Genomic DNA, 24,068 nt, shown 5'->3' with positions numbered 1-24,068 from the left:
AACCTATGAAAATAAACGATCAGGACCCATTGTTGCCGTATCAAGCAGATCCCGGCAGGTATTCATCGATGAAATTCAGAAGATGTGGGAAAAGTGGTTTGGATTTGCCCCTGATTTCTTTGGGCTTATGGCACAATTTCGGTCACAGCGATGATTTTAAGAATGGGCGTAATATACTGAGAACCGCCTTTGACCTGGGTATTACCCACTTTGATCTGGCCAATAACTATGGACCACCCTATGGATCTGCTGAAGAAAATTTTGGGAGGATTTTTGAGAAGGACTTTAAATCCCTGAGAGATGAGTTGATCATTTCCTCTAAAGCCGGCTGGGACATGTGGCCGGGACCTTATGGCAACTTCGGTTCCAAAAAATACCTGATGGCCAGTCTGGATCAAAGCCTGAAAAGGATGGGTTTGGACTATGTGGATATCTTTTATCATCACCGGCCGGATCCCGAAACACCTTTGGAAGAAACCATGGGGGCACTGGACCTGATGGTCAGGCAGGGTAAGGCACTCTACGTGGGCATTTCCCAATACAATGCTGAAGATACGGCCAGGGCGTCCCGGATATTAAAAGAACTGGGAACGCCTTTTTTGATTCACCAACCCCGCTATAGCATGATGGACCGGTGGGTAGAGGATGGACTGTTGGATACCCTGGAATCAGAAGGAATAGGGGCCATTGCCTTTTCCCCGTTGGAGCAGGGCCTATTGACCAATAAATACCTGAATGGTTTTCCTGAAGATTCAAGAGCGGTTAAAGATGGCAGGTACCTGAATACCGAAAAAATCACTCCGGAATTGCTGGCCAAAGTGGAGAAACTGAATGGCCTGGCCAGGGACAGGGGTCAAAGTCTGGCCCAAATGGCCATCGCCTGGCTATTGAAAGACCAGCGGATCACTTCTGTTTTGGTGGGCGTAAGTAAACCGGAGCAGCTTAGGGATAATGTAGAAAGTTTGAACAAGTTAGATTTTTCAGATTCCGAAATTGGAGAAATCGAACAAATATTAAAATAATAGTAAAAAGTATCCCGGTTTATTTACCCTGTACAATGATTGTAATTGTACAGGGTTTTATTTTTACAATACAAATATTCTTGTTGGCAAAAAAAACTGATTAACGGTATTTATTTTGTTTTAAACTTTGTATATTGGTTTTGTACCCAAATAACCAAAGTCATGAAAAAGCAGCTAACAGTATTGTTTATCACTTTATTCACCTGTTTCAATTTATACGGACAGGAACAGCAGTATGTGGTCCTTGAATTTATCAAGGTTGAGCCAGACAGGGTGCTGGATTATTTGGAATACAAGGATTTTTTGGCCAATGTGCACAAGGTATCCAAAGAAGAAGGACACATCAATGGATGGGATCTTTGGTCCTTGCAATCCGGTTCAGATCTGGAAGGGGAAAATTTTCAGTATGTCACGGTAACCTATTACAGTGATCCTGTTAAAATGATGAATGGCAACGATATGGAGCAGTTGGTAGCCGATGCCATCAAAGCTTTCCCAAATATGAGTGCAGCAGAGGCCAGACAAAAAATCAGGGATGCACTGGACATGCGGGACCTGGCAGTTAGAAACTATATGGTGCAGGTAGCCAGCACCGCCGATAATTTTGAATTTCAACCAGGGATTCTTGCTTCCTTTGACCTGATGAAGGCGGTAGAAGGTAAATTTCAGGATTACGAAAGAGCAGAACAAGAAGTTTTTTTGCCCCACCACCAGAGAAAAATTAATGCCGACCTGATGGAAAGTTGGCGCTTTCTAAGGACCGCCTTACCAACAGGAAGTGAAGCCAAGTCCACGCACATGACCATGAATGTTTATTCGGATTACCTGCAATTTTTTAATTCCATGGAATTTGAAGACATGGAAATCACCGAAGAGCAACAACAAGAAGTGGAGGCAGGCTTGAACTCCAGGGATCAGAAATGGGTCTACCTGGCCACTCTGGAGACGGTGGTAAGGTAAACAAAAGGATGGAAAGATGAGATTTTTCAAGGATTAAAAACCTCATTTTTCCATCCAAAATACCGGCAACACAGCACCATTAAAAAATTGAGTCCTGTATGGAAAATGACCAGCAATAAGATGGCCAGCAGTGGAACGCCAAATACCTGATAGGGCCAGGTATAAGTCCAGACTCCCATATTAATGGTTATGATTTCTCCATAGGTAGGAAATATCATGGCTACCAGCAGGGTGATGATGATTTTGCCGGATACCTGTTTGACTCCTGTAAGTAAAAACAATTCTTTTTCAAGTTGATAGATAAAGGTAAAGGCCAAAGCCCAGGCAAAAGGGAGCCAGTAGGGAAAAGCCCTTCCGGAACCTAAATCATGGTATTCCCAATAGCCAAAATAAATCCCCCATAGCTCGCAACAAACACCTAAAAGGCCACTGAGGATCGTTCCAATCAGGTAAATGTACCTGTCCTCAGCAGTTGTTTTCCATTTTTTGACCAGGGAATAGACCATGTAAGCTGCCAAAAAAAGAGCCACCAAGCCATCTTGCGGATAAAGGAAGCCAATAAATAATCCTGCCAGGGTTAATTTTAGTATACTTTTACCGAGGATTATTCCTAAACTCGTCTGACTGTTCGTTTTTATTGCTGTTTTCAAGGTGTTGTGTTTAAGCTCAAAAGTAAAAAAAATATGGGATTAGTTTTTGAAGTCCCATGATTTCAAAAGATTTTCCATTTTCATCACTCCTGTACCGGCTTTTTCTTCTATGGGAAACAGGTTCTCCATGGGGTAAAGTGAGGGTATTTTGGGGTCAATGATGAATTTAGGGATGTTTGCTGCCACATAATCTATCAATCCGGCAGCAGGATAAACAAGCAATGAGGTTCCGATTACAGCCAGGGCATCCGCCTGTTGGACTGCAGCAATGGCTGCTGTCATTTTGGGGACGGGTTCGCCAAACCAAACCACAAAAGGCCTCAATTGAGATCCTTTTTCACATTTATCGCCGAGTTTTAATTCCCAGCCCTCTATGGGATAGGTGATTTCCGGGTCTATGCTGCTTTGGGATTTGCACAATTCCCCATGAAGATGAATGATCTGAGAAGAGCCCGCTTTTTCATGCAGATCATCCACGTTTTGGGTGATGATGGTCACCTCATAGCTGCTTTCAAGTGCCGCCAGCTTCAAGTGGGCCTGGTTGGGCTTGGCTTTCAGACAGGCTTTTCTTCTTTGGTTGTAAAAATCCAGTACCAACTCCCTGTTTCTCTGCCAGCCTTCCGGTGTGGCTACATCCATTACATCATGACCCTCCCAAAGGCCATTGTCATCCCTAAAAGTCTTAATGCCGCTTTCTGCAGAGATACCAGCCCCGGTCAGCACCACTAACTTCTGTTTTTCTTGTTCACCCATGAATCTTATTTATTTCTTTTTTCAAAGTTAAAATAAGATTTGTATTTCTACCATACGATCTTCTTTTCTTGGGCTTTTGTAGCTGCCCCTAACCAGCAGGGCTCCGGGTTGGATCTGAATTTTTTCTGGCGCAATGCCCATTTTTTCTTTTAAAGCATCCGCTACAGCCTCGGAACGTCTTTCGATCAATGCCATATTATAGGAGATACTTCCGGTATGATCCGCAAATCCTTTTATCGAAACGACGGCTTGTGGATATTCCTGTAGGCTGGCAGCAATAGATGCCAGTTTTTCCAGGGCCAATTCCGAAAGTTCACTTTGCTCCTTCGCAAAATAAATCACTGCATAGCTGACAGGTAATTCATAGGAAAGCGTTTTTTCCGCTCCATTTTCTTGTACTCTGGTAACAGGTAAACCAGGGACGGCTAAATCCCAAGAGGGGCTGTTTGGGTGAAAATTCCAGGTTACTCGCTGAGGATCCAGTCTGAGCCCCGAGGATGAATTTCTTTCTTGTACTTTGGGAAAGGTATAGGCCATCCGGTTATTTATCCCGGAGCTATCCGCAGGTAGGGGTAGGGCAGCGGGTCTGCCCAGAAAAGGAACTGCCAGGATGGGCAAATACCTCCTTTTATTATTAATTGGCGGGGATGATTTTTGTGTAGACCTATAAGTCGGACGGATCTGGTCCGGATGGTAGCCCAGATAATCTCTTTCGGTATAGCTGTCGTAGGTTGTTGGCGGGGGATTACTGTAGATCACCCTGTACTGATAGTCAGGAGGCGGAGCAGACGACATCGATAGGCCTGGTTCTGAACTCTCCCAACCAGGGTAATTATACCCCGATACTGTCTGTTCTTCCCGATCCGATTCGGTTGCATCTCCTTCTCTGCTCCCTTTGGGAAAGGAGGTAGGGGGAGTATTCTGGCTGAGCTCCAAGGTATCCCGTTTAATGATTTCTGTGGATTTATCAGTTTTCGGGTCCGGATTTGGCTTCCTTTTTTCTTCCCTGCTTTGAGGAGGAGTAGAGGAGGGGCTGATCACATTGGCCCGGTAGGCTGATTTTGCCGGAATGAAGCTAAATTTCAATCCCATACGGTGATTGAAGACCCAATCAAGAGGAGGGACATCAGGGTTTTCCTGATAGCCATTGCGTTTTAAAATGTCCGATCCTGGATCTGCATCTTCAAATAAATGAAGGTTTCCCTGCATGTCTGATTGGATGAATAATTCCAGTTGGTTGGTGGCCTTTACTCTGATCCCTATTCCGCCGGTCCAATACAGTTGGTTGGTTGAAAAATTGACCGTTTCATTAGGATTGATTTCTAGTAGGGAAGAGAAGGTGTTTGGTTCAGGGCTTTTCCCCTTCCTGTAAAGCCATCCTGCGCCCAGACTCAGGTATGGAGCCAGTTTCGCATTTTCCCTTATTATTTTTCCATTGTCGGCTCTAAATACCAGGGATGAACCCAGGTTTACTACCGATGCCTGATAATCCCGGCCTTGTCCGTTACCAAAATGTCCGGTGCTGCTAAAGCTGCTGGTGCCTTCGAAGGTTGATTCTCCGCCCAGGAATGCCAGACCCAGTCCGGGGCTCAATCGCTTTTCCAGGCTTAGGGTCCAGTTTCTCTCTGGATGAAAGGGAAGGGGTAAGGCATAAATTTGTGGTATATCGGAAATTTTTTTTATTTGGTTCGGCATGAGGTAATGGCTATAACCGATGCCCAATCCCAGTCTCCAGTGATAAGGCGAAAGCTGTGCATGACTTTCTACACCCATTAGAAGAAAGGTTAGAACCAGGATTACTGTGCAGCTGTTTTTCATGCGATGTCTATTTATTCAGTCCCAACCAAAGATTAAACTCTACACTGAAACCTATAAATGGGTAAAGGGTAATGTTTTCTATATTGGCGTCTACATCAGAGGAGGTCAGTACAGTACCTGCATTGAATCTCAGGATCCTGAATATCCGGTAACCCAAGCCCACATAAACCGGTCGGCCTACAAGTGGCCCGCTGATTTCAGTTTGGTTGCTATCTTCCATATTGGAGAAAAACACTCCGGTAGAAACGGAAGCATTTCCTAAAAATCGCGTAAAACTCTTGTTTCCAAGTGGTACAGAAATACCGGCAAAGGCAGAAGTACCATAATCCAGGTTATTAAACCCTCCACTAAAGTAGGTTCCGGCATACCCCAGATTGAGGGGAAGGTAGAATGGCTTTTTCTCCGTAGGATAATTTTCCAGTTCCCGGATATCCACCAACATCAGCAGATTTGCCCGGAGATACTGGTCCACCTCTGCATGAAGCAGGTCTATCAGCTCCTTTTTCAATTGGGCAGTGTATTGGGCCTGCCCTTCGTTGTCCGGGTCCGGATTTTTAGACAAAAGATTAAACCTTGCCCCTTTCAATTTCACTTCCTGAAACTGTTCAATTTTGATTTTGACCATATCGCTGAAGCCCTGGAATTCCTGTTCCAGCGGGTGGGTATAGTTTTGCATGCCCTGTAGGACCACCTGGTCCAGATGGATTAACATGGCCTTGGGGTTAGTAAGGGCACTGATGCCCCGTTTATTGGCGATAAAATTGGCATTGACATAGCCTTCAAGATTGGTATGTAGGGCATCTTGCAAGGCAAGCATTTCATTAGAATCAGCCTGGCTATAATAGTAAAATCTCAAGGTGTAATTCTCGCTGCTTCGAAGGGGGTAGGCGACAAACACTTCATAATTTTGAGGATCATCACCGTACGCAGCCTTCCAGGAATAGGAATCCGCCAGATTTTCATTTTTTTTGCTTTTAAAAATTTTAAGTTCCACCCGTTTGATCCCAACAGGAACGTTACCTTGTATGTAAAAAGGCGCTTCAGAAGGAAGGGGGCGTCCGCCGTTGATTTGGTTATTTTCGGGAGAAAAGCTAATGGATTGATCTTGCGCCAGGGCAGGCAAAGAAAGCAATGAAAGAACGAATAAAATTTGTTTCATTAGAATAAAATTTTGTTGATTAAATCAGGAGTCGGTACCTGCAAGGCTGCAATTCGCTAACAAAAGTAACCAGACACAAAAATTGATCCCTTTTTAAATTCAGATCTTCCTTTGGTCCTTACCATTAACGCCCTGAACATGCGCTATAAAACAGTAAAACCAGTAGGATGCCCTTTTGTTAGATCAGGGAAGATGGTTTTTTGATTTCATTGACTGGCCAGGATTAAATGAAGTGCTGAGAAATCTGGAAATCAAATCATTAAATATGTAAAAAATAAAAAAAGGTTGCCTCAGATAGTGGGGCAACCTTTTGTACGTAAAATATTTAGGCTATTACAATTCTTTTACCCGGATATCCTTAAAATAAACGATATCTCCATGGCCTAAAAATCCAATATGGCCTTTTTCACGGAATAGACCCGGATGTTCTCTGCCATCCAGGGTACCATTTTCTTTGGCTTCTGCAATGTTCACATCCAGTGTTTTGGTCCCGTTAAGGATGACCTGAATCCGATCACCTTTCACAATTACCCGCTGGTAATTCCATTCTCCCACTGGATTTTGATGTCCCTTTTCAGCGGCCGCGACCCCATAAAGAGATCCATGGTATTGATAAGGCTTAAGCTCACTGTAAATTTCAGCCGTATCATCCAGAATTTGTAGTTCCATCCCTGCATAAGCTGCATCTCCTTCCAAAGGGGCTCTGATCCCCAGTCCATTATTGGCTCCGGGGGTAAGTTTGAAAGCAAAACGGAATTCAAAATCCCCGTATTCTTTTTCGGTGAGGAGATTTCCTTGTCCGCCTCTGCCCGGATAAATGGCCAAAACACCATTTTCAGCCACATAGTCGGTTTTGTTTCCGGTCCATTTGTCCAGGTTAGTACCGTCAAATAAGACCTCAAAACCTTCAGCTTTTTCTTCCTCACTCAATTCAAACCTCGGAGCACCAACCAATTCCCTGATGTAAATATCCCGGTAGGCCACGTAGGTGCCGTGAGCCTGCAGCTCAATCTGCCCTTCCGGAAAGATGGTCTGGTCCCTATCCCAGTAATTTTCCAGGGGCACTTCATCTACCACCAGTTCCCCATTCAAATAAACGGTTACATTTTCTCCCTGCATTTTGATGTGGAAAGTATTCCATTCGCCTACTGGATTATCTGCAACTTTAAGTGGTTTGCTTGGGTGTTCTTGGTTGTTATACAGCCCGCCTGATCCCACTTCGGCTCCTACGTCCGTTCTGGCGGGATCCCAGATTTGTACCTGTGGGGTGCCTCTCAGGTAGATGCCTGCATCACCTTCTTCGGTGATTTTCCAGTCTACAAACATTTCAAAATCCCCATAGTCCTTGGTAGCTGCAATATTCTGACCTTCTCCAAGGAACACCAGTAGGCCTTCTTCTGCTTTCCAGCCTTTCTCCATCATCTCGTTGGCTTTTTCCTGTTCCCGCTTGTATTCCCTTTCACTCATGGCCGCCCTTTTTATCGGGTTACTGAATACACCTTTCCATCCATCCAGGTTTTCTCCGTTGAACAGGGAATAAAAGCCCTTACCTTCAGGCATTTCATCCAGGTATTTCTGTAGGGACGTCTTGTAATATTGACTGTCCTGTCCACTGATGACAGCTTTTGTTTTCTCTACAATCTCCCTTACCTGATCTCCAAAGATATTTTCGTTGTTCAAAACAATTTTCATAACCGCTCTGGCGGCACTTTGCTGAAAAGCTGCCTTTTCCTGGTAATCAGCAGCTACAAGCAAGGCCTGGAAGGTTGGGTAATTGCCGATTTGGTCAATTGCTGCCAAAATGGTTTCATTATCCTCAGCCAGCTCCAATGCGTTTCTTAGCATCAAAACTTTTTGCGCACCGGGGCTGTCTACAACCGGAATCAATCGGATATATCCCATCAGGGCACCTTCTTTCAGGCTGCTGTTCCGTGCATTTCTGGCGATATGCAACAGGGCTTCGGTGGCATTGGCATCATCTGCCTGGTTCAAAGCCGCAACGATAGCCTGTTTTTGCTGATTGTTTCCATTTTCATAAATGTCCTGTAATTTTTCCAGGGCCATTTCCCCTCCGGTTTTTGCCAATACCTTGTACAGGTACAATTGCTTGTCAGGAGCAAGACCTGGAAGTAAATCCATTGCCCAGCTGGTTTGTGAAACCAGATCCTCTTTTTGTGCATTTGCCACAATGATGGCTTCCTGAATTCTTTCAAGGTTTGTGGTATTTGATTCTGCCTTCAACAAAGATACCAATTGATCCAGGTCTTGGGGTCTGGCCATAGCCGATAAGGCAGTCATTGCGGCTTCTTTCACAGCAGGGTCACTGTTTTTTGCAGCATTCAATACTACATCAATCTGTTCCTCTGCGGCTCTTGAGGCCAATAAATCCAAAAGTAAAATCTTGTTATTAGTACTTGCCTCCGGAATTCTTGAGGCAAATGCTGCCGTAACATTATCACCGTTCATACTTTTGAGTGCTGATACCAGTGCTTCAGTTTCTGCTTCTCCTGCCGGCTCCAGCCTGTCAAGCAAGTCTTCCAGTGCCAGGTTTTCACCAGCGGCTACTACCGCGGCAATCGCCTCTATTCGGATCATTTCATCCTCACTTTTCAGATAAGGAACGATGGTCCGGGCAATTTTTTCATTTTTTACCTCGCCCATTCTACGAATGATCGCGGCTTTTGCCTCTGGGGATCCCTTTTCCAAAGTTTTCTCCCAGACTTCCAGATTAGTGACAAGCCTTTCATCAGATAGGAGCTTCAGGGCTGTTCCCCTGTATCGGAATTGCTCGTTCAGAGCTGCTGAAGTAAGCCATTTTCCGGCCTTTTCCGGGTTAAATTTAACCATTAAACCCAAAGCACCTGCCTTGGTATGGAAATGGTCCTGTGTATTGGTTTTTTTGTTTAACTTTTTAGCTAGCTTAAAGGCGGTTTTGCCTTGTCCCTTTTCGCCCAAATTGTCGATATACCTCAGGTAAAGAGCAGCCGCAGTGCTTGGGTCATAGGTGAAACCCGAACTTTCAGCTGCGGCATAAAATTGTTTGGCACTGCCTGGGTCAGCAATATTGGCCAGGGCATATAGGGCAACTTTCTTAACCGATGGGTTGGGGGAATCTGCAAAAGAGGAAATTTCTTGCACAGCTTCCTTACTCCCGAAATCTCCCAGAGCCTCAATATAATTGAGTTGTTGCGCCACATTTTCAGAAGCTCCCAAAGCCAGGATTAGCGCCCTTTCCGCAGAACTGGAGCCAATGTTGGCCATGACACGGGAAGCAATGCCTGATAAGCGCTCATCCTGAAGGTAAGGCTCCACATAGGGTACGGCATCCTCTTTTGCTATCCACTTGAACTGCGTCAGCAGGAAGTGTTTGGATTCAGGATCCGCTACTTTATCGAGTGCCTTCCCATATGCCTGAACGGCCATTCTGGCCAGGTTTTCCTTTTCGGGATTGCTGGCGTAAAAAGCGAATCCTGCCAGGGCATATTCCAATTTCTCGTTATTTGTTCCTGGTTTCAGCATGGAAGCCATCTGGCTGATCCCCTCTTGTCCCAATTCTTCCATCTGCTGCATGGCAATTTCCAGGCCTTGTGCGTTTGAGGCAGGAAAGCGGTTGAGTAAATCTGCTATTTTGGTAGCGGTGGTCCTGCCATCGTCCAATTGATTTTGCGCCCTTAAGAAAAATACCTGCCCAAGCAGCAAAGCAAATATCAGGGTGGTTTTATATATAGATTGTTTTTGCATGTTACTGGATTGATTCTTTTAATGTTGATTGGATCAAATGGTATAAGGTGCCCGCATGGGTTGGTCTATAAGTCTGTTGGCTCCCTCATCATTAATAAAGCGTTGATTTTCAGGATCAAAATCAAGGGATCTACCCAGTCTCAAGGCAACCAATCCCATATTTACAAGGGTACAGGAGCGGTGGCCATTTTGCTCATTCAAAGCGAATTTTTTTCTATTTTTAACTGCATCCACAAAGTCTGTCACCTGTGGGTCGGGATCCGGAAATTGTGCCAGTTTTCTTTCCATGTTGGGAATATCTGATTTAAAGCCCCTGTAAAGCTTACCATTTGGTCCTTCAATGTAAGGGGCCTCAGTGGTACCCTCTCCATCCAGGATAATCTGGCATCCATCGGCATAGGTGTAGGTGATCTTTCTCCAGGTACCTACTGCATCCGGATGCTGCTGAGGTGCATCGATCTCCACCTTTACGGGATTGGTCTGATCCTTTCCAAGGAAATACTGAATGGGGTCCATATAATGTTGGCCCATATCCCCCAATCCGCCACCATCATAATCCCAGTATCCCCTAAAGGTGCCATGGGTTCTGTGTTCATGATAGGGTTTAAAGGGAGCGGGTCCCAACCAGCGGTCATAGTCCAGTTCTTTGGGTACCGGCATGGTATCCAGACCGGTTCTTCCCACCCAATAAAATTTCCAATCAAATCCGGTCAGCTTTCCAACGGTAACTTTCAGAGGCCAGCCCAGCATGCCGGAGTCTACCAGTTTTTTGATGTTTTTGACTTCCGTATTCATGCCATAAAAATTGGAATCGAAGCGGAACCAGGTATTCAGCCGAAAAATATTGCCATGTTGCTTGATGGCTTCTACTACTTTTTTTCCTTCACCTATGGTTCTGGTCATGGGTTTTTCACACCAGATGTCTTTCCCTTCCCTGGCAGCATCTACGGCCATGATGCCATGCCAGTGAGGTGGGGTGGCGATATGGACAATGTCTACTTCAGGCAATTGGATCAGCTCCCGGTAATCTGAAAAGGTCTTGACTCCTTTTCCCAGCGTTTCCTGGGCTATACCTATATGCCGGGTATCTACGTCGCAAATGGCCACAGTTTTCGTGCCGGCATAATTGAAGTGGCCTCTTCCCATTCCTCCTACGCCAATAATACCTTTGGTAAGTTGGTCACTGGGGGCCAGATGACCCTTCCCCAGCACATGTCTTGGCACTATGCTGATGCCTCCCAGGGCCAGAAGGCTTCCCTTGAGGAATGACCTTCTGGAATTTTTTGTTTTATGATTCATAATTACTTAATTTTTTTTTATATCAACACGTGAATATATTTCCTTGAAAAAGGATTAACAAATAAAATGGGACATAGGGTAATATATTGCTTTAAAAAAAGTCAGAAAATCCAGATTGGAATGGTTTTGGTACCATTATTTGGAAGAAAAATTTAAAATTGACGAAATGATGACCCAAAACAAGAAAAACAAGAAACCCGAAGATTTCGAAGACAACAGTTTCGACCAGGCGCAAAAGGAAGCACAGGATGGAAGTGGACCAAAGACTACCAAAAAACTTTCTAAAAAGGAGCCGGATGAAAAATCCAAAGATGAATTGATGCGCGCAAAGGAAGCGGATAAGGAGTGGAGCAGTGAAAGTGATCGGTTCAGAAGGGACAATGCCTAAACCCAAAACAAAATTGTCATGAGTAAAAATGAAAGACCCCAAATTAAAAACGAGGATCAGTATGAAGCCCTCAGGGATCAGGGCTATAGCAAGGAAAAAGCTGCCCGGATTGCGAATACACCGGATAATGTAGCCGGAAAAAAAGGGGGTAAGGCACCGGCCTATGAAGAATGGATCAGAGACGAACTGTATCAAAAGGCCCGGGAGATAGGTCTTTCAGGAATTAGCAAACTCCGCAAAAGTGAACTTATTGAAAAGCTGCGCTCGCACTGAATCCTTCTATTGGCGGCGCTTTTTTTCATTTTCTTCCTCTTCGGCGTCAGCTTTTCTTTTTTTCATGGCCTTTCTCCAGAAGAAAAAGAAGATGATCACCAAAATTGGAAGTATTATAAAAATCACCAGGTTTGAGGTATCACTAAGATCTACAGGCCCTCTGGGTTGTGGGATACCTGGTTGTTTCTGAGCTATTGCCGGCAGGACGAAGATGATCGAAATTATCATTGTCCAAAGACCGTTTTTTATTGAATGTGGAATATGTATCATGGGCTTAATGGCACAAATAGCAGGCCAAAGACTGGTTTGAAATGATGGTTTTTGATTTTGACTTGAATAGGGAAGTGCTATCAGGTGAAACCATAAACCGGGCAAATCATCGGAATCAGGTATTGATGAATGTCAGGAAAGGTATCTGGGAAAGAGGTATAATAAAAGATTTATCTCAACGCTTTGAGTAATCCTTCCAAATCAAGTCTTTTGGTATACATTTCCAGGCTACCGTCCGGTTTAAGGGGCCACTCTTCCCTGGGCCGGTCGCAGTATAACTCCACCCCATTACTATCAGGGTCGTCCAGGTAGAGGGCCTCGGATACACCATGGTCTGCTGCTCCGGTTAAAGGGTAATCGGCTTCCCTGAGGCGAAGAAAAATGGCAGCAAGGTCTTTTCTTTCCGGATAAAGGATGGCCGTATGGAAAAGCCCTGCATTATTTTTAGGTGGGGGACCTCCATTTTTGCTGAACCAGGTATTTAATCCGATATGGTGGTGGTATCCGCCAGCTGAGATAAAGGCGGCATCTTCTCCATAGGTGCTGGTCAATTCAAATCCCAGCAGACCGCAATAGAAGTCCAGTGAGCGCTGTAAATCTGCAACTTTTAGATGTATGTGACCTATCCTGGTCTGGGAAGGGATTTTGTATGAAGGTTCGGTGAGTGAGGTCAATTTCTTTGTTGTTTTGATGAAGTAAAATTCTCCTTAGCTAAAAGGTTGGGTATTTACGATTGCAAAGCTATTTTTATTAACATTCATGTTCTCCTTTCAAAAAGGAAGAAGAGCTGTGCCTATCAGGATTGAATTTATTCTTTAAAACCTGAAAAATCAAATGCTTTATTCTTGTCCACAAGCAGCAATAGATAATCACTTCCCCAACCTCGGGACCAGGGGGTGAATTTTTGGGAGTTGCCTGTGTCAAAATCGCCGATAAATACCATTTTTCCATTTCGGGGATTAAACCACCAGGCAGAAATGGTACCCGAGCTCATTTTTGTCAAATCAATGGTTAATGGAGCGCCTGTTGGCGTGTAAGCAAGGATCAGATCAGCTTTTTCTGTTTTTGAGGCAAGCATGTAGGATTCGTTCTCCGGGTTTTCATCCAGAATAAGGTTTTGATCCAACTGAAGTTGCTGCCAGGGCAGGGCTTCAAAAATACATTTCATGTATCCCATTTGGGAGGCACCCGGAAGACTGAGGGCTACTTGCCAACCTGTCCGGGCATTGATATTGGGGGCTCGGTTGCTGTCATACATTTGCCAGACATCGTTGCACCCATAGGTATATCCTGCGGCTCCTGACAACATGCTCCAATAGCCGGCGATCCTTACATCAGCGTCGTCCAGCCATCCATAGTGCTTTTCTTCCCAAAACCGATCAGGAATATTCTCATAGCGCGCTTCGCCATTGATCACAGGCCTTGTCCGGCCGGATTCCCTGGCCTCCAACACATATTGATAGTCTTGTGCCTTTCTGCTATGGCCGCTCTGAAACATGTCCATATCCAGCCAATCATCCTCACTAAAAAAGTCAGTAGCTTTTTTTCCGCCTACCGGATGAAAGCTCATTAAGTGTTGTTTGTCAAAGGAGCGTATGCCTTTTGCCATGGAGCGAATGATTTGGTAATGCGTATCATTTTCCATGGCCCGGTCACCTCCCAGGATCCATACCAGGTTGCTGTGGTCCTTGTACCTTTTTGCAAGCAATTCTCCGTATTTCTCCGCGTTTCCCGGTGTAAATATTTCCGGACCGGTCCCCCATTTTTTATTGATTTTATCCCCCCAGGTAGGCAATAGACCTACATACAATCCCATTTGGCCCGCTTTTTCTACCAGATAATCTACCAATTCAAAATAGGCTTCATTCAGCTTTTCAGGGTTATTATCAATCAAGGGCTTTTCTCCGTATGCATTGGGGGTATTAAGGCCGTCCAGTTCTGCCAGTATAACGGTTTGAATTAGGTTAAAGCCCTTATCGGCCCTATCCTGTAAGTACCGGTCAATTTCTACTTTATCCAGTCGGTGGATCAATTCCCAGGCAGTATCCCCCAGCCAGAAAAAAGGCTGGTTGTCTTCTGTTACCAGGTAACGATGGTTTTCAGAAAGTTTCAGGTAGGGGAGAGCCTGCCCATTGGCAAAGATGGCCAGCAATAGTGCCGTTAGCAGCAATGAAATGCGTTTCATTTGGTTTCCTTTTAGGTTTGATAAGGGCATTGAAAACGGGTTATTGAAAAAGCAGACCTGCTTCCAGCCCGGCAGCAATAAAGTAAATATCGTTTAAAAGGAAAATAATTGCAAACCGTAGGAAAAGCTTCCGGTTTGATGGTAGTTTCTCAGGAGGGAAAAAGGGGAGAAGATACTCTCCAAAATTCGGGCTTCCTGTCCTGAAAGGGAGTGGATGGCTGGGATAAGCATGGGTACCTGACCAGTACTGAACTTTCAGTGGTGCATTTGTTTGGATACCAGTTTTATGTTTAATTTCTGCTATTGGGTTTTATTTTAAAATAATTACGATAGCCACTTAATAATCTGGTAAAAGTAGTAATCTATTAAAACCGGATACCCTCAGTACTGGTTTGGTTGCATCTCAATGATTTGCCGGTTTTCCTCCAATTTTATTTTTAAGTCAGCATAGGGCAGATCCTGGACGGCTATATTCTTTTCCAAACACAAATCCGCTGCCATTCCCACGGCTTCTCCGAGTAGCATAAAAGTCCATTCTAACCGGATGGCCCCATAGGCGATATGGCTGGAGGAAAGGCAGGTGGGGGTCAGGAGATTGGTGCATTCGGACTTCCTGGGGACCAGGCTCTGGTAAGAAATGGGAAATGGTTTCCAGTTTTCTCCGCCAAAAACGAACCCTTCATTATAGGCCTGTCCATTTTTTACGATGCGCCGCACATGATGCACATCCGGGGGCCAGAAGGCGATGGCTACCGGATCCTCAATGAGAATAGTACTGTCTTTTCGGGTATGGTGCTCTGTAATCACATAATCCGACTGCATCCTTCTGCCGTCCCGTATGTACAGCATACGGGGCCATCCTTCATTATCGGTGAATTCATCTTTCGTGGTGCCCCACTGCCTCCATTCCTGCCGGACTTCTGCCGGCACCTCCGGATCATTGGCCAGAAACCAGAAAAGCCCCCGCGTAAAGTCCAGGTGGTATTGGTAAATCTCCTGTCTTTTTTTGTAATCCCCTTCAGGGTATTCGTGGTTCATGCCGTAAAGGTTATGCGACAGGTCATGCCAGGCACCTAAATCCGTTTTGTTGTTGGGAATGGAATAGGATGGTTGATATAGCGTACCTCCTGCGTCCAGGTAGCGCAGGTAAATCTCGTACCAGTCCCGGTTGTAGTTTTCCGGCCTGATAAAGGGTACCCTGTTGGCGGCTTCTTTGGTCAGGCAGGCCCGAAAACAATAGGCCTGAATGCGCCGATCGCCTGTACCGGCTTCTCCCAGGGCTTCGTCCTGAATGGTATGGATCAGCCCGCTTTCCGGATTACCAGGCTCGATGTATGGATCAACTTTTACCTCAAAATTCCGGTAGGTATTGTTTTCACGAATCCCGTTTTTTGTTTCCCCATACAGGCTGTTAGGTTCCCGGCCTACAATAGTTGATACGCCCGCATAATGCAACAGGTCGCCTTCATAGGAAGCATCGATAAATAGGGCGGCCCGGACGGTTTTCCCCTTGAGGGTTTCAAAGGATACGATTTTACCATTTTCCTTTTTTACGGCATCCGGTGAAAGGCGCAGCCTGGTTTCGGTGTAGACAGGGATTTCCAGTTCAGCCAGCCAACGATCAAAGATACCCTTGGCCACATGGGGTTCAAAACGCCAGGTTCCAGTCCGGGCTCGGGCCGAGTCAAAGTTGGTAATCCCATAATGCCGGGCCACTTCCTTGTAAAATGCCAGGGTTAGTCCGCCAATCACAGCATCGTTTTTGAAGCCTGCGTGATTGTTTATGTCCGACCCGCCAAGTCCTTCAATTGTCATGCCGCCCATATATTTATCTGGGCTGACGATGACTACTTCTCTACCACGTTTTTTTAACTGTATGGCGGCGAGAATGGAGGCGCTGGAATTGCCATAAATGCAAACTTCCGATTCGATGATTTGATCCGATTTTTGGCAGGAAGACAAAAGGATATAAATTAGAATCAGGTACAATTTAAGTCCCATAGCATTTTGCAGTAAATGCTATTAACAAATAGCATCATAGTTTTGTGTTTGTTGGGCCAAAATACTTGATCTTAAAATCAATTTATCAATTTTTTTTTATTTCATTTATTTGAGTGCTTTTTTTTTAACCTGAAAAAAGTTGATTGAAGGGGTCTGTTTTACAAAATCCATATTTTTATATAGCTACTTTTCACCATATAAAAAACATCAGGTACGGTACAGGTAAAGGTCGTCCATCCTTATTTGGGTAGTGTTGACTGCATAAAGGAAAAATAGAACAATTGGTTAATTGCCTTCATTCTCATCCTCTTCCGGCAATAAGCAAAGTCCTTCAAATTCTGGCGCTACGAAGTCTTCTTTACTTAACCAGTATTCCGAAGTGATCAAGGTAAAATGATTTGGGTCTTTTTCATCTAATTTCCACAAAACAGCTTCTGCTTCCGCAAATTCCTTTTCTGTACTCAATTGTTGGGTAAACAGTCTTTTGATAAGATTTCGGTCTGAAATCCCATTATTGAAAGATTTTAAGACCATCTCCTTGGTTACCTCTTTGTCCTTATCTTCGTCTGGAACCATTGAAAATCCGACAATCGTTGCTTTTGCATTGGGAAATTTGCCATTGAACGCCTTGTAAAGCAACTGATTGATATTAAATAGGTCATAGTGTAGATCGATCTCCGGGTATTCTTCACTCACCTTGTCTTGCAACATGTCATTTGAAATTTGAGCAATCTGCCCTTCATTTAATCTGTCGGACAATTTATAAGTCAATACTATTGCTGCGGCTTCATTTGGTTCAAAATCTGTGATTGCCATGTGTAACATTTCCAGTAAATTTTCAGGCTTAATGGTCTTGGCATCCGGAAAATCAAATTGTTCCAATAAATAGATGTAGTCTTGGTTGTTCCAATAGTTGGGCAATTCTTCCACGGTTTTTAACTCGTTGATGGTGATTTTGAATTTCATTTTTGATTTTTTTCACATTTTCACCTACTCTCAAAGCTTTTCGGTTGATGCTCCTTTGGTATGTCAGGTCATTTTTAAGGCCATGGTCTCTTTTTAGCCAGGCCAGATTCCTTTCGCAGCTTATCAGTATCGGTTGTTACAATTATCCAACGCTTTTCCATTTACTGCACAATACTACAATAGCTTCCAACCTCAATAAGTTCGTTATTTCGGCTTGCAGGCCCGATAACTCGCTCTTAGAAATAACGAAAGGAGCTCAAAACAGAATGTTCCGTATCGATCGTAATTGGAGTGGAGGGCCAAAAAAGGGAGGGATATATCCAGGCACTTTTTGTGCTATTTTTTCAGCAAAAATCGTGCTGTCATGTACTCCGGCCTATCCCGGTTAAATGCCCTGCTATGGTCAAAGGTATTAAACCGGCAAAAAAGAATAATGGCAGAACAGGCATTCAACCGTTGGTACGATCAATTTTTTGGCCTATCTTCACTTCCAAATGCATTCTAATAACGAAATAAAGCTTGCAACTGGCCTTTACGTTTAATGAAAGAGTTAGTTCGAAAAAAATCAAAATCAGTCGCGCCATTTAACAGATTTACAAACAAAATAACCAATGAATTATCAGGTATTTACAATGAAAAAGACAATCTACACCTTACTTTTCTTCCTTTTTACAGGCAGTATTTTCGCACAGAGCATGAAAGATTTCCCGGTAAGCGAGGAATGGCTGGATAAAATAGAGTCCCTGGCCCCATCCGACACCCGGGTGGAGGCATCGGTAAAAAAAATCATGGTTTTTTCCCAACATACCGGGTTTTACCATTGGATCATTCCCCACAACAACGAAATGCTGAAAATCCTGGCCAGGAAAACAGGTGCTTTCGAGATTACCATAGCCAGGGATATCGATAGCTTTGATGCGAAAAATTTAAAGCAGTACGACGCTGTCATCCTGAACAACTCCAATCCTTCGGGACCAGATAGGGATCTTTTTGCTGACCTTCTGAAACAGAACAGCAGCCTGAATGAAAATAAAATTGCGGAATTGTCTGCCAAATACGAAAATAATTTAATGGACTATGTGGCCAAAGGTGGTGGTTTGATGATCATGCACGGTGCCATCACTGTTCAAAACAATTCCGAAAAATTCAGTGCTATGGTAGGTGGTAGCTTTGACTACCACCCCAAGCAACAGGAAATGCACCTGAAGGAAGTTGATCCAGATCATGCCATGGTACAGGCTTTCAGTGGCAATGGTTTTACCCACGTGGACGAGCCTTATTTTTTTAAGAATGCTTATTTTGATTACAACTTCCGACCGCTCTTATATATTGAAGCAGACAAATTGGAAGGCAAGAGGGCGGAAGTCAGCAACAACACCATCTACGTAGCCTGGATCAAAAAGCATGGTAAAGGCCGGGTATTCTACAGCTCTCCCTCCCACAATGCCCAGAGCATGGACAATCCTGAATTGCTTCAGTTTTTTCTGGATGGCATGCAATATGTGGTGGGTGACTTGTCAGCAGATGACAGTCCGATGGAAAAACCTGAATAGGCTTTACCTATGATTATGGCAAGCTGAACTGCGGACAAAATCAATCCCCGCAGTCCAGCTTTGTCATATTTTCCAGGTGGTCAGGTTTTCTTGGTATTGGCGTTTTTCCGGTTTCTGGGAAGATTACTTTCGAAACTAACTAACCTGCGTTTTAGATCCCTGTTTAATCGAGCCCAAACTTAATCCAACACCAATTATTAATCAAAATTATCAGGCTTTACCGACCTGCCCTCTGGGCGTAGGTGTATTGAAATATACCTGGTCTTTCCCTGTCGACAGGTTTGGACATGGTGCCAATCATTTCTTGATTTTGCCGTTGATGAAAGTCTTATCGTATTCCAAATTGCCAAGCTTGTCATAGCGAATCCAATTACCGTGTTTTTCATTGTCTCTGAAGTTGCCAATCTGCCACAGTTGTCCTGATTCTCTATAAAATTTCCACTCACCTTGCATAAGGCCATTTATGGAAGCACCTTCGGCTTTTACTTTGCCATCTTTATAAAAGTAGGTGAGCCTTTCGCCTGATTGCTCAAACGTTTTTTGACCATTTACATATTCCTTATTTTTCATATGTGATTATAAATTGTTTTTTTAAAGGCCATATGGAATCTCGCATATCGAATAATCATCCCTCCCTGTGTCACTTGCGACATGCCTGCCTGTCCGGTAGGCAGGCTCGATTTCATCATAGCATTTGCACGATTTGGATATTGTTTCCACAGGTGTCGTTAAATACGGCAATCTTTACAGTACCCATTTCTGTTGGCTTCATGCTAAATTCCACTCCGAGGTTGGATAATCTGTCATATTCTTGCTGAACATCCTCGGAATTGAACTGTGTGTAGGGTATTCCTGCATCAAATAGGGCCTTTTGATAGACTTTGGCTGGTTCAAAATGGTTGGGAGAAGGTTCTAACAAGATTTCTGCCCCATCTTGTTCATCTTTGCTCACGACAGTCAACCATCGGTTTCCTTCACTTAGTGGAATATCAATTTTCTTTAAGAAGCCCAATTTTTCTGTGTAGAACTTCAGTGCTTTTTCCTGGTCATGTACCGGAATTCCGATAACTTTAACTTTCATTTTTGTATATTTTTTTTGTTTGAGAGGCCAAAATCTCAAATTATGAGTGATTTGACTTTGTGAAAGTTGCTTTCTTTTGATATTCCTTTGGCGAAAGTCCAAATCGGGCTTTGAATAAGGTACTAAATGAACTGGGGCTTTCAAAACCAATCTCATAGCAAGTATCAGTGATGCTGAGGCCCTTGCCTAGTGACTGCTTGGCTGCTTCAAGCCTTTTCTCAATAAGATATTGTTTTGGTGTTTGTCCATAATACAATTTATAAAGGCGAAGCAAATGGAATTTTGAGGTACACCGTACCCGGGATAGCAAACTCAAGTTTAATTCCTTTTCAAAATTGTGAATAATAAAGTGGCGGGTCCCAACTACCCTGTCAATTTGGCTTTTATTGGAATAGCAGATATTTTTAATCCGGCTAATTTCTTTTTGATAAAAAGTCATACCTATTTATTTTTCAGCGATACATTAATTATCTTTCAGTTATATCCTTGCCTGAAAACCACAAGTCATTGGATTCGTAATCCTCAGGTTTATGAATTAAAATTTATGTATTTTCGCAATATTTTTTAAAGTTTTCAAGTATAAGATCCCAACCATATCTCGAATCCATAATTTTTTTGTAATCAGCTGAACCTTCTCCATGATTTTCAAAATTGAGGTGCTCGAACTTTAATACGGTTACATTTCCTTCCTGTACAAAATTCACATACAAATCACTTGCGTTCTCAGGATTCGGGATGGGTTCACGATCAGGACTTATTTGCCATTTTAGCTTTATCAATTTGTTTTCGGTAATTTCCGTTACCCGACCCCAATCACACCGAAATCCGAATGGCCCGATTTCGGTACAAAGTCCATCTTTTTTTCCATCGATTTTAATATCTCTTAATTTTTCCTGTGACCATGTATAGGCCTTCGGCCACCATTTATTCAACTCATGGACAAACTTTCGAAAAGCTGTTTCGGAGGGGACCTCTATTTTAAGGGACCTGGTTATATTATTCATTTGAATTCATTTATTTTCAAGTATTTTTTTGATGTTTATCAAGTCTTTTGTATTGGCTTTCTTCATCTTTGTTGCGATAAGTGGAGCAAAAATTTTTGAAAAACCCGTTGGATTACCCTGGTTGCGCAGGGTCATTTTTGTTGTCTTATCGTCGATCGCGGTCCAGGTGTAAGTTGTCTGCATTGGAAAGGGTCCCTCTGTTGTCCGCATGACCAATTTTTGTGGGGGATTTATCTCAATAAATTCATACGTGTATGCAAGTTTTCTTCCTAAAAAGTGGGCCACAAAGGCAACCTGAGTACCTATTGCCAGGGGTTTAGAGGTTTTCCAGACAGCTGATTTGATATTTATGTACCATTCAGGTGCATTGTCTGGATTTGAGGTATAGTCTGAAACCAGGTCAATTGGCTTGTTGATGATAATTTCTGTGGACACATCTACCCTCATATTTTGGTCATTTTATGCTGTGAAATGCCTGAAATAGTGAATATAGGTCAAAAAATTGGCGGTTCCAACGGGGGGAATACAAATGGCGCATTAATTCGGTAGCCTGCTTCACAGCCGGTCGATTCCAAATATCTGGAAATTTTCAACCGCTTTCCAGGTTTCTCCTTTTTGATTAAAGGCTTGTAAAAATGGAAATATCGCAATCAATGCAGCTGAATTCACTTTTGAAAATGCACCTCAAGGCATAGGACTTGTTTCTTGAATTCTCCCTGATTTGTAACGGTTAAGAATAAATTCTTCCGGCCAGAATGATATTATCCCCATTTTCTTATAAGGTGTAAAATTTGGAGAGACAAATCCGTAACCTTCCATAAGTTTTTCGGGTTCAAAATAAAAACTACCTGTAAAACCGGGAGCAATTGAACCAAATATTAATAATGACAATGTCCGTTTTGAGAACTTTTTTAGGTTTCGGTTTTAGAGTCTCTTGTCCCAACCTTTCCATTTGAGGTATTGCGCAAAGGTCAGTGTTTCAGGCCTTAATTCTTTTGTTTGTTTTATTGCGCTAAGCATTTCATCAGGGTAAGGTGCTTGTCCCCATCGTTCAAAATGCCTTCTCAATGAAATGAATGTTCTCGCAAACAACCACATTAACACAATGGATACAGGTTTGTGCTTGTAAGTTGTCTTTCCATTTGATAATTTGCTAGCCAGGGCAGCCAGTTCATTTCCCGACATAAAATCGCCAATCAGGTTCAGCTTCTGCCCCACAAACTTTCCAGGTTCTTCGAAAGCCATTGCGGCAAACTTTCCAATGTCGCGACAAGCTATATGCGGTATTTTGGTATCATTGGAAGCCATTCCCCTGATGATATTTTTTTTGACTGGCAAATATTCTCCTCCAAAGTCATCCATAAATGAGCCAGGGCATAGAAAAGTAAAAGGTATGTTTTTCTCTTTAACCAGGTTTTCAATGGCTACTTTCTTTTTAATATAAGTCAAATTATTTTCCTGATCTTCTTCAATATATAGCACAGTGCTTAAAACGAGGTGCTGTATGTTATTGGCAACACAGGCATCAACCATGTTTTGTCCTTGTTTCCATTCATATTCAGTGTCCAATTTTCCTCTGGGGTTCACGGGCATGGTAACTCCATATACCGCATAAGCACCTTTGAAGGCTTTTACCAATGAAGGTTTATCTGCAAGGTCAGCAAATAACAAGGGCACACCTTTGCCTTTAATTTCGGTTGCTTTTTGACTCCTGATATCCCTTGTAATGGCCACCGGGTTCCATTTTCCACTTTCCAGCAGGGCGTCTAGCACCGCCCCGCCTTGCTTGCCCGTAGCGCCGCACACCACTATCGTATTAAGTTTGCTCATAAGAATTGACCTTTTATGGCAAAATTAAATAAACGTAATGTTAAAAAATTGTATGAATGTAACAGGTAACTAAAGCTTTTCTCAGTAGGGAAGTTGGGCTACTGCTTCGGTTTTGCGTTTGAGGTATTGTTTCGGGGGCATTTCGGCAAATTTCCTAAAAATGCGAATAAAATGACTTTGGTCATAAAAACCACAGTCCAGGCCAATTTGCGTAAGACTATCGGTAGTCTTGTGAATAAGATTTATTGCCTTTTCAAAACGTCTGAATGCAAGGGCTTCACTTGGAGGAATGCCAAACCATTTCTGAAAGATCCGCAAAGTGTGCATTCTCGAATAACCGGTATAATCTTCTATGCGGAAAGAGATGCCACTTGACTTTTTATTGCAAAGTCCATCAAGCAAAGCGGAGATTTTCATTGCGGTATTCAGGTCTGAATGTTGCCTTAGGAGTGAAAAAATAAATTCTTCCAGCCATTTAGCCCTGTTGTAAAAGTCTGGCAGGCTATATACCTTATCTTGAATATAATTGAGCCTGCCTGCAAAGACATAATCCCCATCTATAGACCAATTTTTCAATTCGCTGCAGTCAACACCAAAGAGCAGGCTTGCCGCTGTGGTATTCAGCCGGATTCCAAACATGTGACAATTTTGAAATTCTACATAAAGCGGCTTTGTATGAAGTCCTGAGAGAAAGCAAAATTTTTCGGTTGGATTGTAAGACTTACCCTTGTAGTATTCGCTATGGATTGTCCAGGGTTTTTCAAGGTTAAAGATCAGGTCAATATTAAATTCGGGAAGCATTAACCATTGCTTTGGGCAGCCTGTTTTTTGTTCCCAAATCAAAGTGGATATTCCTTCAAGTTTCTTGGGTATGTAATATTGATATTCCATCTTCTATGGTACCTCATTCGTTGTTGCTTTGCCCATTGTTTTCCAGCCCCAATATTGTGTTTTTGTTTTTCCGTTTTCACACAAGAGGATGCATATAGTTCGCAGATTCAATCAGACCAATTTTTCTGGATCTATCCAATATTTTAAATGCATCCGGGAGGGGGCTTCTATCGAAACTCCTTCTAGAGGGTGATTAGTGAATATAATTCAAATAGCTGATTGAT

The 24,068-nt window shown here is 43.3% G+C and carries 24 protein-coding genes; 5 read left to right on the top strand and 19 right to left on the bottom strand.

Annotation, left to right across the window (positions count from 1 at the left end; genetic code table 11):
* Window positions 1–5 precede the first annotated feature (5 nt).
* Both mgrA and G9Q97_RS07300 read left to right on the top strand, forming a co-directional pair.
* Window positions 6–1,022: an L-glyceraldehyde 3-phosphate reductase gene (gene mgrA, locus G9Q97_RS07305; protein ID WP_317168733.1), complete on the top strand. Its 1,017-nt coding sequence runs from the start codon at window positions 6–8 to the stop codon at window positions 1,020–1,022.
* A 162-nt stretch (window positions 1,023–1,184) separates the two neighbouring features.
* Window positions 1,185–1,982, top strand: coding sequence for a hypothetical protein (locus G9Q97_RS07300; protein ID WP_166144734.1), 798 nt, complete (start codon window positions 1,185–1,187; stop codon window positions 1,980–1,982).
* A gap of 26 nt (window positions 1,983–2,008) precedes the next feature.
* On the opposite strand, the gene G9Q97_RS07295 is transcribed toward G9Q97_RS07300, so the two are convergent.
* From G9Q97_RS07295 to G9Q97_RS07270, 6 genes are all read right to left on the bottom strand, one after another.
* Entirely contained in the window at window positions 2,009–2,632 is a 624-nt protein-coding gene (locus G9Q97_RS07295) for a hypothetical protein (protein WP_166144731.1), read from the bottom strand.
* 39 nt (window positions 2,633–2,671) lie between these two features.
* Window positions 2,672–3,385: an SIR2 family NAD-dependent protein deacylase gene (locus tag G9Q97_RS07290; protein WP_166144728.1), complete on the bottom strand. Its 714-nt coding sequence runs from the start codon at window positions 3,383–3,385 to the stop codon at window positions 2,672–2,674.
* A 27-nt stretch (window positions 3,386–3,412) separates the two neighbouring features.
* Entirely contained in the window at window positions 3,413–5,203 is a 1,791-nt protein-coding gene (locus G9Q97_RS07285; RefSeq protein WP_166144725.1) for an OmpA family protein, read from the bottom strand.
* A gap of 7 nt (window positions 5,204–5,210) precedes the next feature.
* Window positions 5,211–6,362: a hypothetical protein gene (locus tag G9Q97_RS07280; RefSeq protein ID WP_166144722.1), complete on the bottom strand. Its 1,152-nt coding sequence runs from the start codon at window positions 6,360–6,362 to the stop codon at window positions 5,211–5,213.
* Between the two features lie 333 nt (window positions 6,363–6,695).
* Window positions 6,696–10,103, bottom strand: a complete 3,408-nt coding sequence (locus tag G9Q97_RS07275) for a family 16 glycoside hydrolase (RefSeq protein WP_166144719.1) — start codon at window positions 10,101–10,103, stop codon at window positions 6,696–6,698.
* Window positions 10,104–10,136: 33 nt separating this feature from the next.
* Window positions 10,137–11,402 (bottom strand): Gfo/Idh/MocA family oxidoreductase, encoded by a 1,266-nt coding sequence (locus G9Q97_RS07270; protein ID WP_166144716.1) that lies wholly within the window; start codon window positions 11,400–11,402, stop codon window positions 10,137–10,139.
* 166 nt (window positions 11,403–11,568) lie between these two features.
* On the opposite strand from G9Q97_RS07270, the gene G9Q97_RS07265 reads away from it, so the two are divergent.
* Both G9Q97_RS07265 and G9Q97_RS07260 read left to right on the top strand, forming a co-directional pair.
* A complete protein-coding gene (locus tag G9Q97_RS07265) occupies window positions 11,569–11,790 on the top strand; it encodes a hypothetical protein (protein WP_166144713.1) in 222 nt (73 codons plus the stop codon).
* A gap of 18 nt (window positions 11,791–11,808) precedes the next feature.
* Window positions 11,809–12,063 carry a DUF7218 family protein gene (locus G9Q97_RS07260; protein WP_166144711.1) on the top strand — a complete coding sequence of 85 codons (255 nt, stop codon included), beginning with the start codon at window positions 11,809–11,811 and terminating at the stop codon, window positions 12,061–12,063.
* A 6-nt stretch (window positions 12,064–12,069) separates the two neighbouring features.
* Here the strand turns inward: G9Q97_RS07260 and G9Q97_RS07255 are convergent, their stop codons facing one another.
* From G9Q97_RS07255 to G9Q97_RS07235, 5 genes are all read right to left on the bottom strand, one after another.
* The gene (locus G9Q97_RS07255; protein WP_222851935.1) at window positions 12,070–12,291 is read right to left on the bottom strand and encodes a hypothetical protein; all 222 of its coding nucleotides are present in this window, start codon (window positions 12,289–12,291) and stop codon (window positions 12,070–12,072) included.
* A 212-nt stretch (window positions 12,292–12,503) separates the two neighbouring features.
* On the bottom strand, window positions 12,504–13,007 hold the full coding sequence (locus tag G9Q97_RS07250; RefSeq protein WP_166144708.1) for a VOC family protein: 504 nt from the start codon (window positions 13,005–13,007) through the stop codon (window positions 12,504–12,506).
* A gap of 134 nt (window positions 13,008–13,141) precedes the next feature.
* Window positions 13,142–14,518 carry a glycoside hydrolase family 140 protein gene (locus tag G9Q97_RS07245; protein WP_166144705.1) on the bottom strand — a complete coding sequence of 459 codons (1,377 nt, stop codon included), beginning with the start codon at window positions 14,516–14,518 and terminating at the stop codon, window positions 13,142–13,144.
* Between the two features lie 381 nt (window positions 14,519–14,899).
* Window positions 14,900–16,519, bottom strand: coding sequence for an FAD-dependent oxidoreductase (locus tag G9Q97_RS07240; protein WP_166144702.1), 1,620 nt, complete (start codon window positions 16,517–16,519; stop codon window positions 14,900–14,902).
* Window positions 16,520–16,804: 285 nt separating this feature from the next.
* Window positions 16,805–17,485: a hypothetical protein gene (locus G9Q97_RS07235; RefSeq protein WP_166144699.1), complete on the bottom strand. Its 681-nt coding sequence runs from the start codon at window positions 17,483–17,485 to the stop codon at window positions 16,805–16,807.
* A 632-nt stretch (window positions 17,486–18,117) separates the two neighbouring features.
* Here G9Q97_RS07235 and G9Q97_RS07230 point away from each other — a divergent pair.
* Window positions 18,118–19,038, top strand: coding sequence for a ThuA domain-containing protein (locus tag G9Q97_RS07230; RefSeq protein WP_166144696.1), 921 nt, complete (start codon window positions 18,118–18,120; stop codon window positions 19,036–19,038).
* A 297-nt stretch (window positions 19,039–19,335) separates the two neighbouring features.
* Here G9Q97_RS07230 and G9Q97_RS07225 read toward each other — a convergent pair whose 3' ends face one another.
* The 8 genes from G9Q97_RS07225 to G9Q97_RS07190 all read right to left on the bottom strand — a co-directional run bounded on the left by G9Q97_RS07225 (window position 19,336) and on the right by G9Q97_RS07190 (window position 23,844).
* Complete coding sequence (locus tag G9Q97_RS07225; RefSeq protein ID WP_166144693.1) at window positions 19,336–19,608, bottom strand: toxin-antitoxin system YwqK family antitoxin; 273 nt, start codon at window positions 19,606–19,608, stop codon at window positions 19,336–19,338.
* A gap of 115 nt (window positions 19,609–19,723) precedes the next feature.
* On the bottom strand, window positions 19,724–20,119 hold the full coding sequence (locus tag G9Q97_RS07220) for a VOC family protein (RefSeq protein WP_166144690.1): 396 nt from the start codon (window positions 20,117–20,119) through the stop codon (window positions 19,724–19,726).
* Window positions 20,120–20,159: 40 nt separating this feature from the next.
* Window positions 20,160–20,558, bottom strand: a complete 399-nt coding sequence (locus G9Q97_RS25375; protein WP_222851934.1) for a helix-turn-helix domain-containing protein — start codon at window positions 20,556–20,558, stop codon at window positions 20,160–20,162.
* 103 nt (window positions 20,559–20,661) lie between these two features.
* The gene (locus tag G9Q97_RS07210; RefSeq protein ID WP_166144684.1) at window positions 20,662–21,123 is read right to left on the bottom strand and encodes an SRPBCC domain-containing protein; all 462 of its coding nucleotides are present in this window, start codon (window positions 21,121–21,123) and stop codon (window positions 20,662–20,664) included.
* A 6-nt stretch (window positions 21,124–21,129) separates the two neighbouring features.
* A complete protein-coding gene (locus G9Q97_RS07205) occupies window positions 21,130–21,570 on the bottom strand; it encodes an SRPBCC family protein (RefSeq protein WP_166144681.1) in 441 nt (146 codons plus the stop codon).
* A gap of 237 nt (window positions 21,571–21,807) precedes the next feature.
* A complete protein-coding gene (locus G9Q97_RS07200; RefSeq protein WP_166144678.1) occupies window positions 21,808–22,014 on the bottom strand; it encodes a hypothetical protein in 207 nt (68 codons plus the stop codon).
* A 33-nt stretch (window positions 22,015–22,047) separates the two neighbouring features.
* The gene (locus G9Q97_RS07195) at window positions 22,048–22,953 is read right to left on the bottom strand and encodes an NmrA/HSCARG family protein (protein WP_166144675.1); all 906 of its coding nucleotides are present in this window, start codon (window positions 22,951–22,953) and stop codon (window positions 22,048–22,050) included.
* 81 nt (window positions 22,954–23,034) lie between these two features.
* On the bottom strand, window positions 23,035–23,844 hold the full coding sequence (locus G9Q97_RS07190) for an AraC family transcriptional regulator (protein WP_317168732.1): 810 nt from the start codon (window positions 23,842–23,844) through the stop codon (window positions 23,035–23,037).
* Window positions 23,845–24,068 lie beyond the last annotated feature (224 nt).

This window comes from Cyclobacterium plantarum (genome assembly GCF_011290685.1).
GTDB classification, from domain to species: Bacteria; Bacteroidota; Bacteroidia; order Cytophagales; family Cyclobacteriaceae; genus Cyclobacterium; species Cyclobacterium plantarum.
Note: the sequence above shows the minus strand (reverse complement) of the source record. Positions and strands in the feature narration are given on the sequence as shown.

What these genes read in the sequence shown, in the direction of transcription:
- mgrA (WP_317168733.1), top strand. Translation starts at nt 6, where the DNA reads ATGAAAATAAACGATCAGGACCCATTGTTGCCGTATCAAGCAGATCCC.
- G9Q97_RS07300 (WP_166144734.1), top strand. Translation starts at nt 1,185, where the DNA reads ATGAAAAAGCAGCTAACAGTATTGTTTATCACTTTATTCACCTGTTTC.
- G9Q97_RS07290 (WP_166144728.1), bottom strand. Translation starts at nt 3,385, where the DNA reads ATGGGTGAACAAGAAAAACAGAAGTTAGTGGTGCTGACCGGGGCTGGT.
- G9Q97_RS07285 (WP_166144725.1), bottom strand. Translation starts at nt 5,203, where the DNA reads ATGAAAAACAGCTGCACAGTAATCCTGGTTCTAACCTTTCTTCTAATG.
- G9Q97_RS07280 (WP_166144722.1), bottom strand. Translation starts at nt 6,362, where the DNA reads ATGAAACAAATTTTATTCGTTCTTTCATTGCTTTCTTTGCCTGCCCTG.
- G9Q97_RS07275 (WP_166144719.1), bottom strand. Translation starts at nt 10,103, where the DNA reads ATGCAAAAACAATCTATATATAAAACCACCCTGATATTTGCTTTGCTG.
- G9Q97_RS07270 (WP_166144716.1), bottom strand. Translation starts at nt 11,402, where the DNA reads ATGAATCATAAAACAAAAAATTCCAGAAGGTCATTCCTCAAGGGAAGC.
- G9Q97_RS07265 (WP_166144713.1), top strand. Translation starts at nt 11,569, where the DNA reads ATGATGACCCAAAACAAGAAAAACAAGAAACCCGAAGATTTCGAAGAC.
- G9Q97_RS07260 (WP_166144711.1), top strand. Translation starts at nt 11,809, where the DNA reads ATGAGTAAAAATGAAAGACCCCAAATTAAAAACGAGGATCAGTATGAA.
- G9Q97_RS07255 (WP_222851935.1), bottom strand. Translation starts at nt 12,291, where the DNA reads ATGATAATTTCGATCATCTTCGTCCTGCCGGCAATAGCTCAGAAACAA.
- G9Q97_RS07245 (WP_166144705.1), bottom strand. Translation starts at nt 14,518, where the DNA reads ATGAAACGCATTTCATTGCTGCTAACGGCACTATTGCTGGCCATCTTT.
- G9Q97_RS07240 (WP_166144702.1), bottom strand. Translation starts at nt 16,519, where the DNA reads ATGGGACTTAAATTGTACCTGATTCTAATTTATATCCTTTTGTCTTCC.
- G9Q97_RS07235 (WP_166144699.1), bottom strand. Translation starts at nt 17,485, where the DNA reads ATGAAATTCAAAATCACCATCAACGAGTTAAAAACCGTGGAAGAATTG.
- G9Q97_RS07230 (WP_166144696.1), top strand. Translation starts at nt 18,118, where the DNA reads ATGAAAAAGACAATCTACACCTTACTTTTCTTCCTTTTTACAGGCAGT.
- G9Q97_RS07225 (WP_166144693.1), bottom strand. Translation starts at nt 19,608, where the DNA reads ATGAAAAATAAGGAATATGTAAATGGTCAAAAAACGTTTGAGCAATCA.
- G9Q97_RS07220 (WP_166144690.1), bottom strand. Translation starts at nt 20,119, where the DNA reads ATGAAAGTTAAAGTTATCGGAATTCCGGTACATGACCAGGAAAAAGCA.
- G9Q97_RS25375 (WP_222851934.1), bottom strand. Translation starts at nt 20,558, where the DNA reads ATGACTTTTTATCAAAAAGAAATTAGCCGGATTAAAAATATCTGCTAT.
- G9Q97_RS07210 (WP_166144684.1), bottom strand. Translation starts at nt 21,123, where the DNA reads ATGAATAATATAACCAGGTCCCTTAAAATAGAGGTCCCCTCCGAAACA.
- G9Q97_RS07205 (WP_166144681.1), bottom strand. Translation starts at nt 21,570, where the DNA reads ATGAGGGTAGATGTGTCCACAGAAATTATCATCAACAAGCCAATTGAC.
- G9Q97_RS07195 (WP_166144675.1), bottom strand. Translation starts at nt 22,953, where the DNA reads ATGAGCAAACTTAATACGATAGTGGTGTGCGGCGCTACGGGCAAGCAA.
- G9Q97_RS07190 (WP_317168732.1), bottom strand. Translation starts at nt 23,844, where the DNA reads ATGGAATATCAATATTACATACCCAAGAAACTTGAAGGAATATCCACT.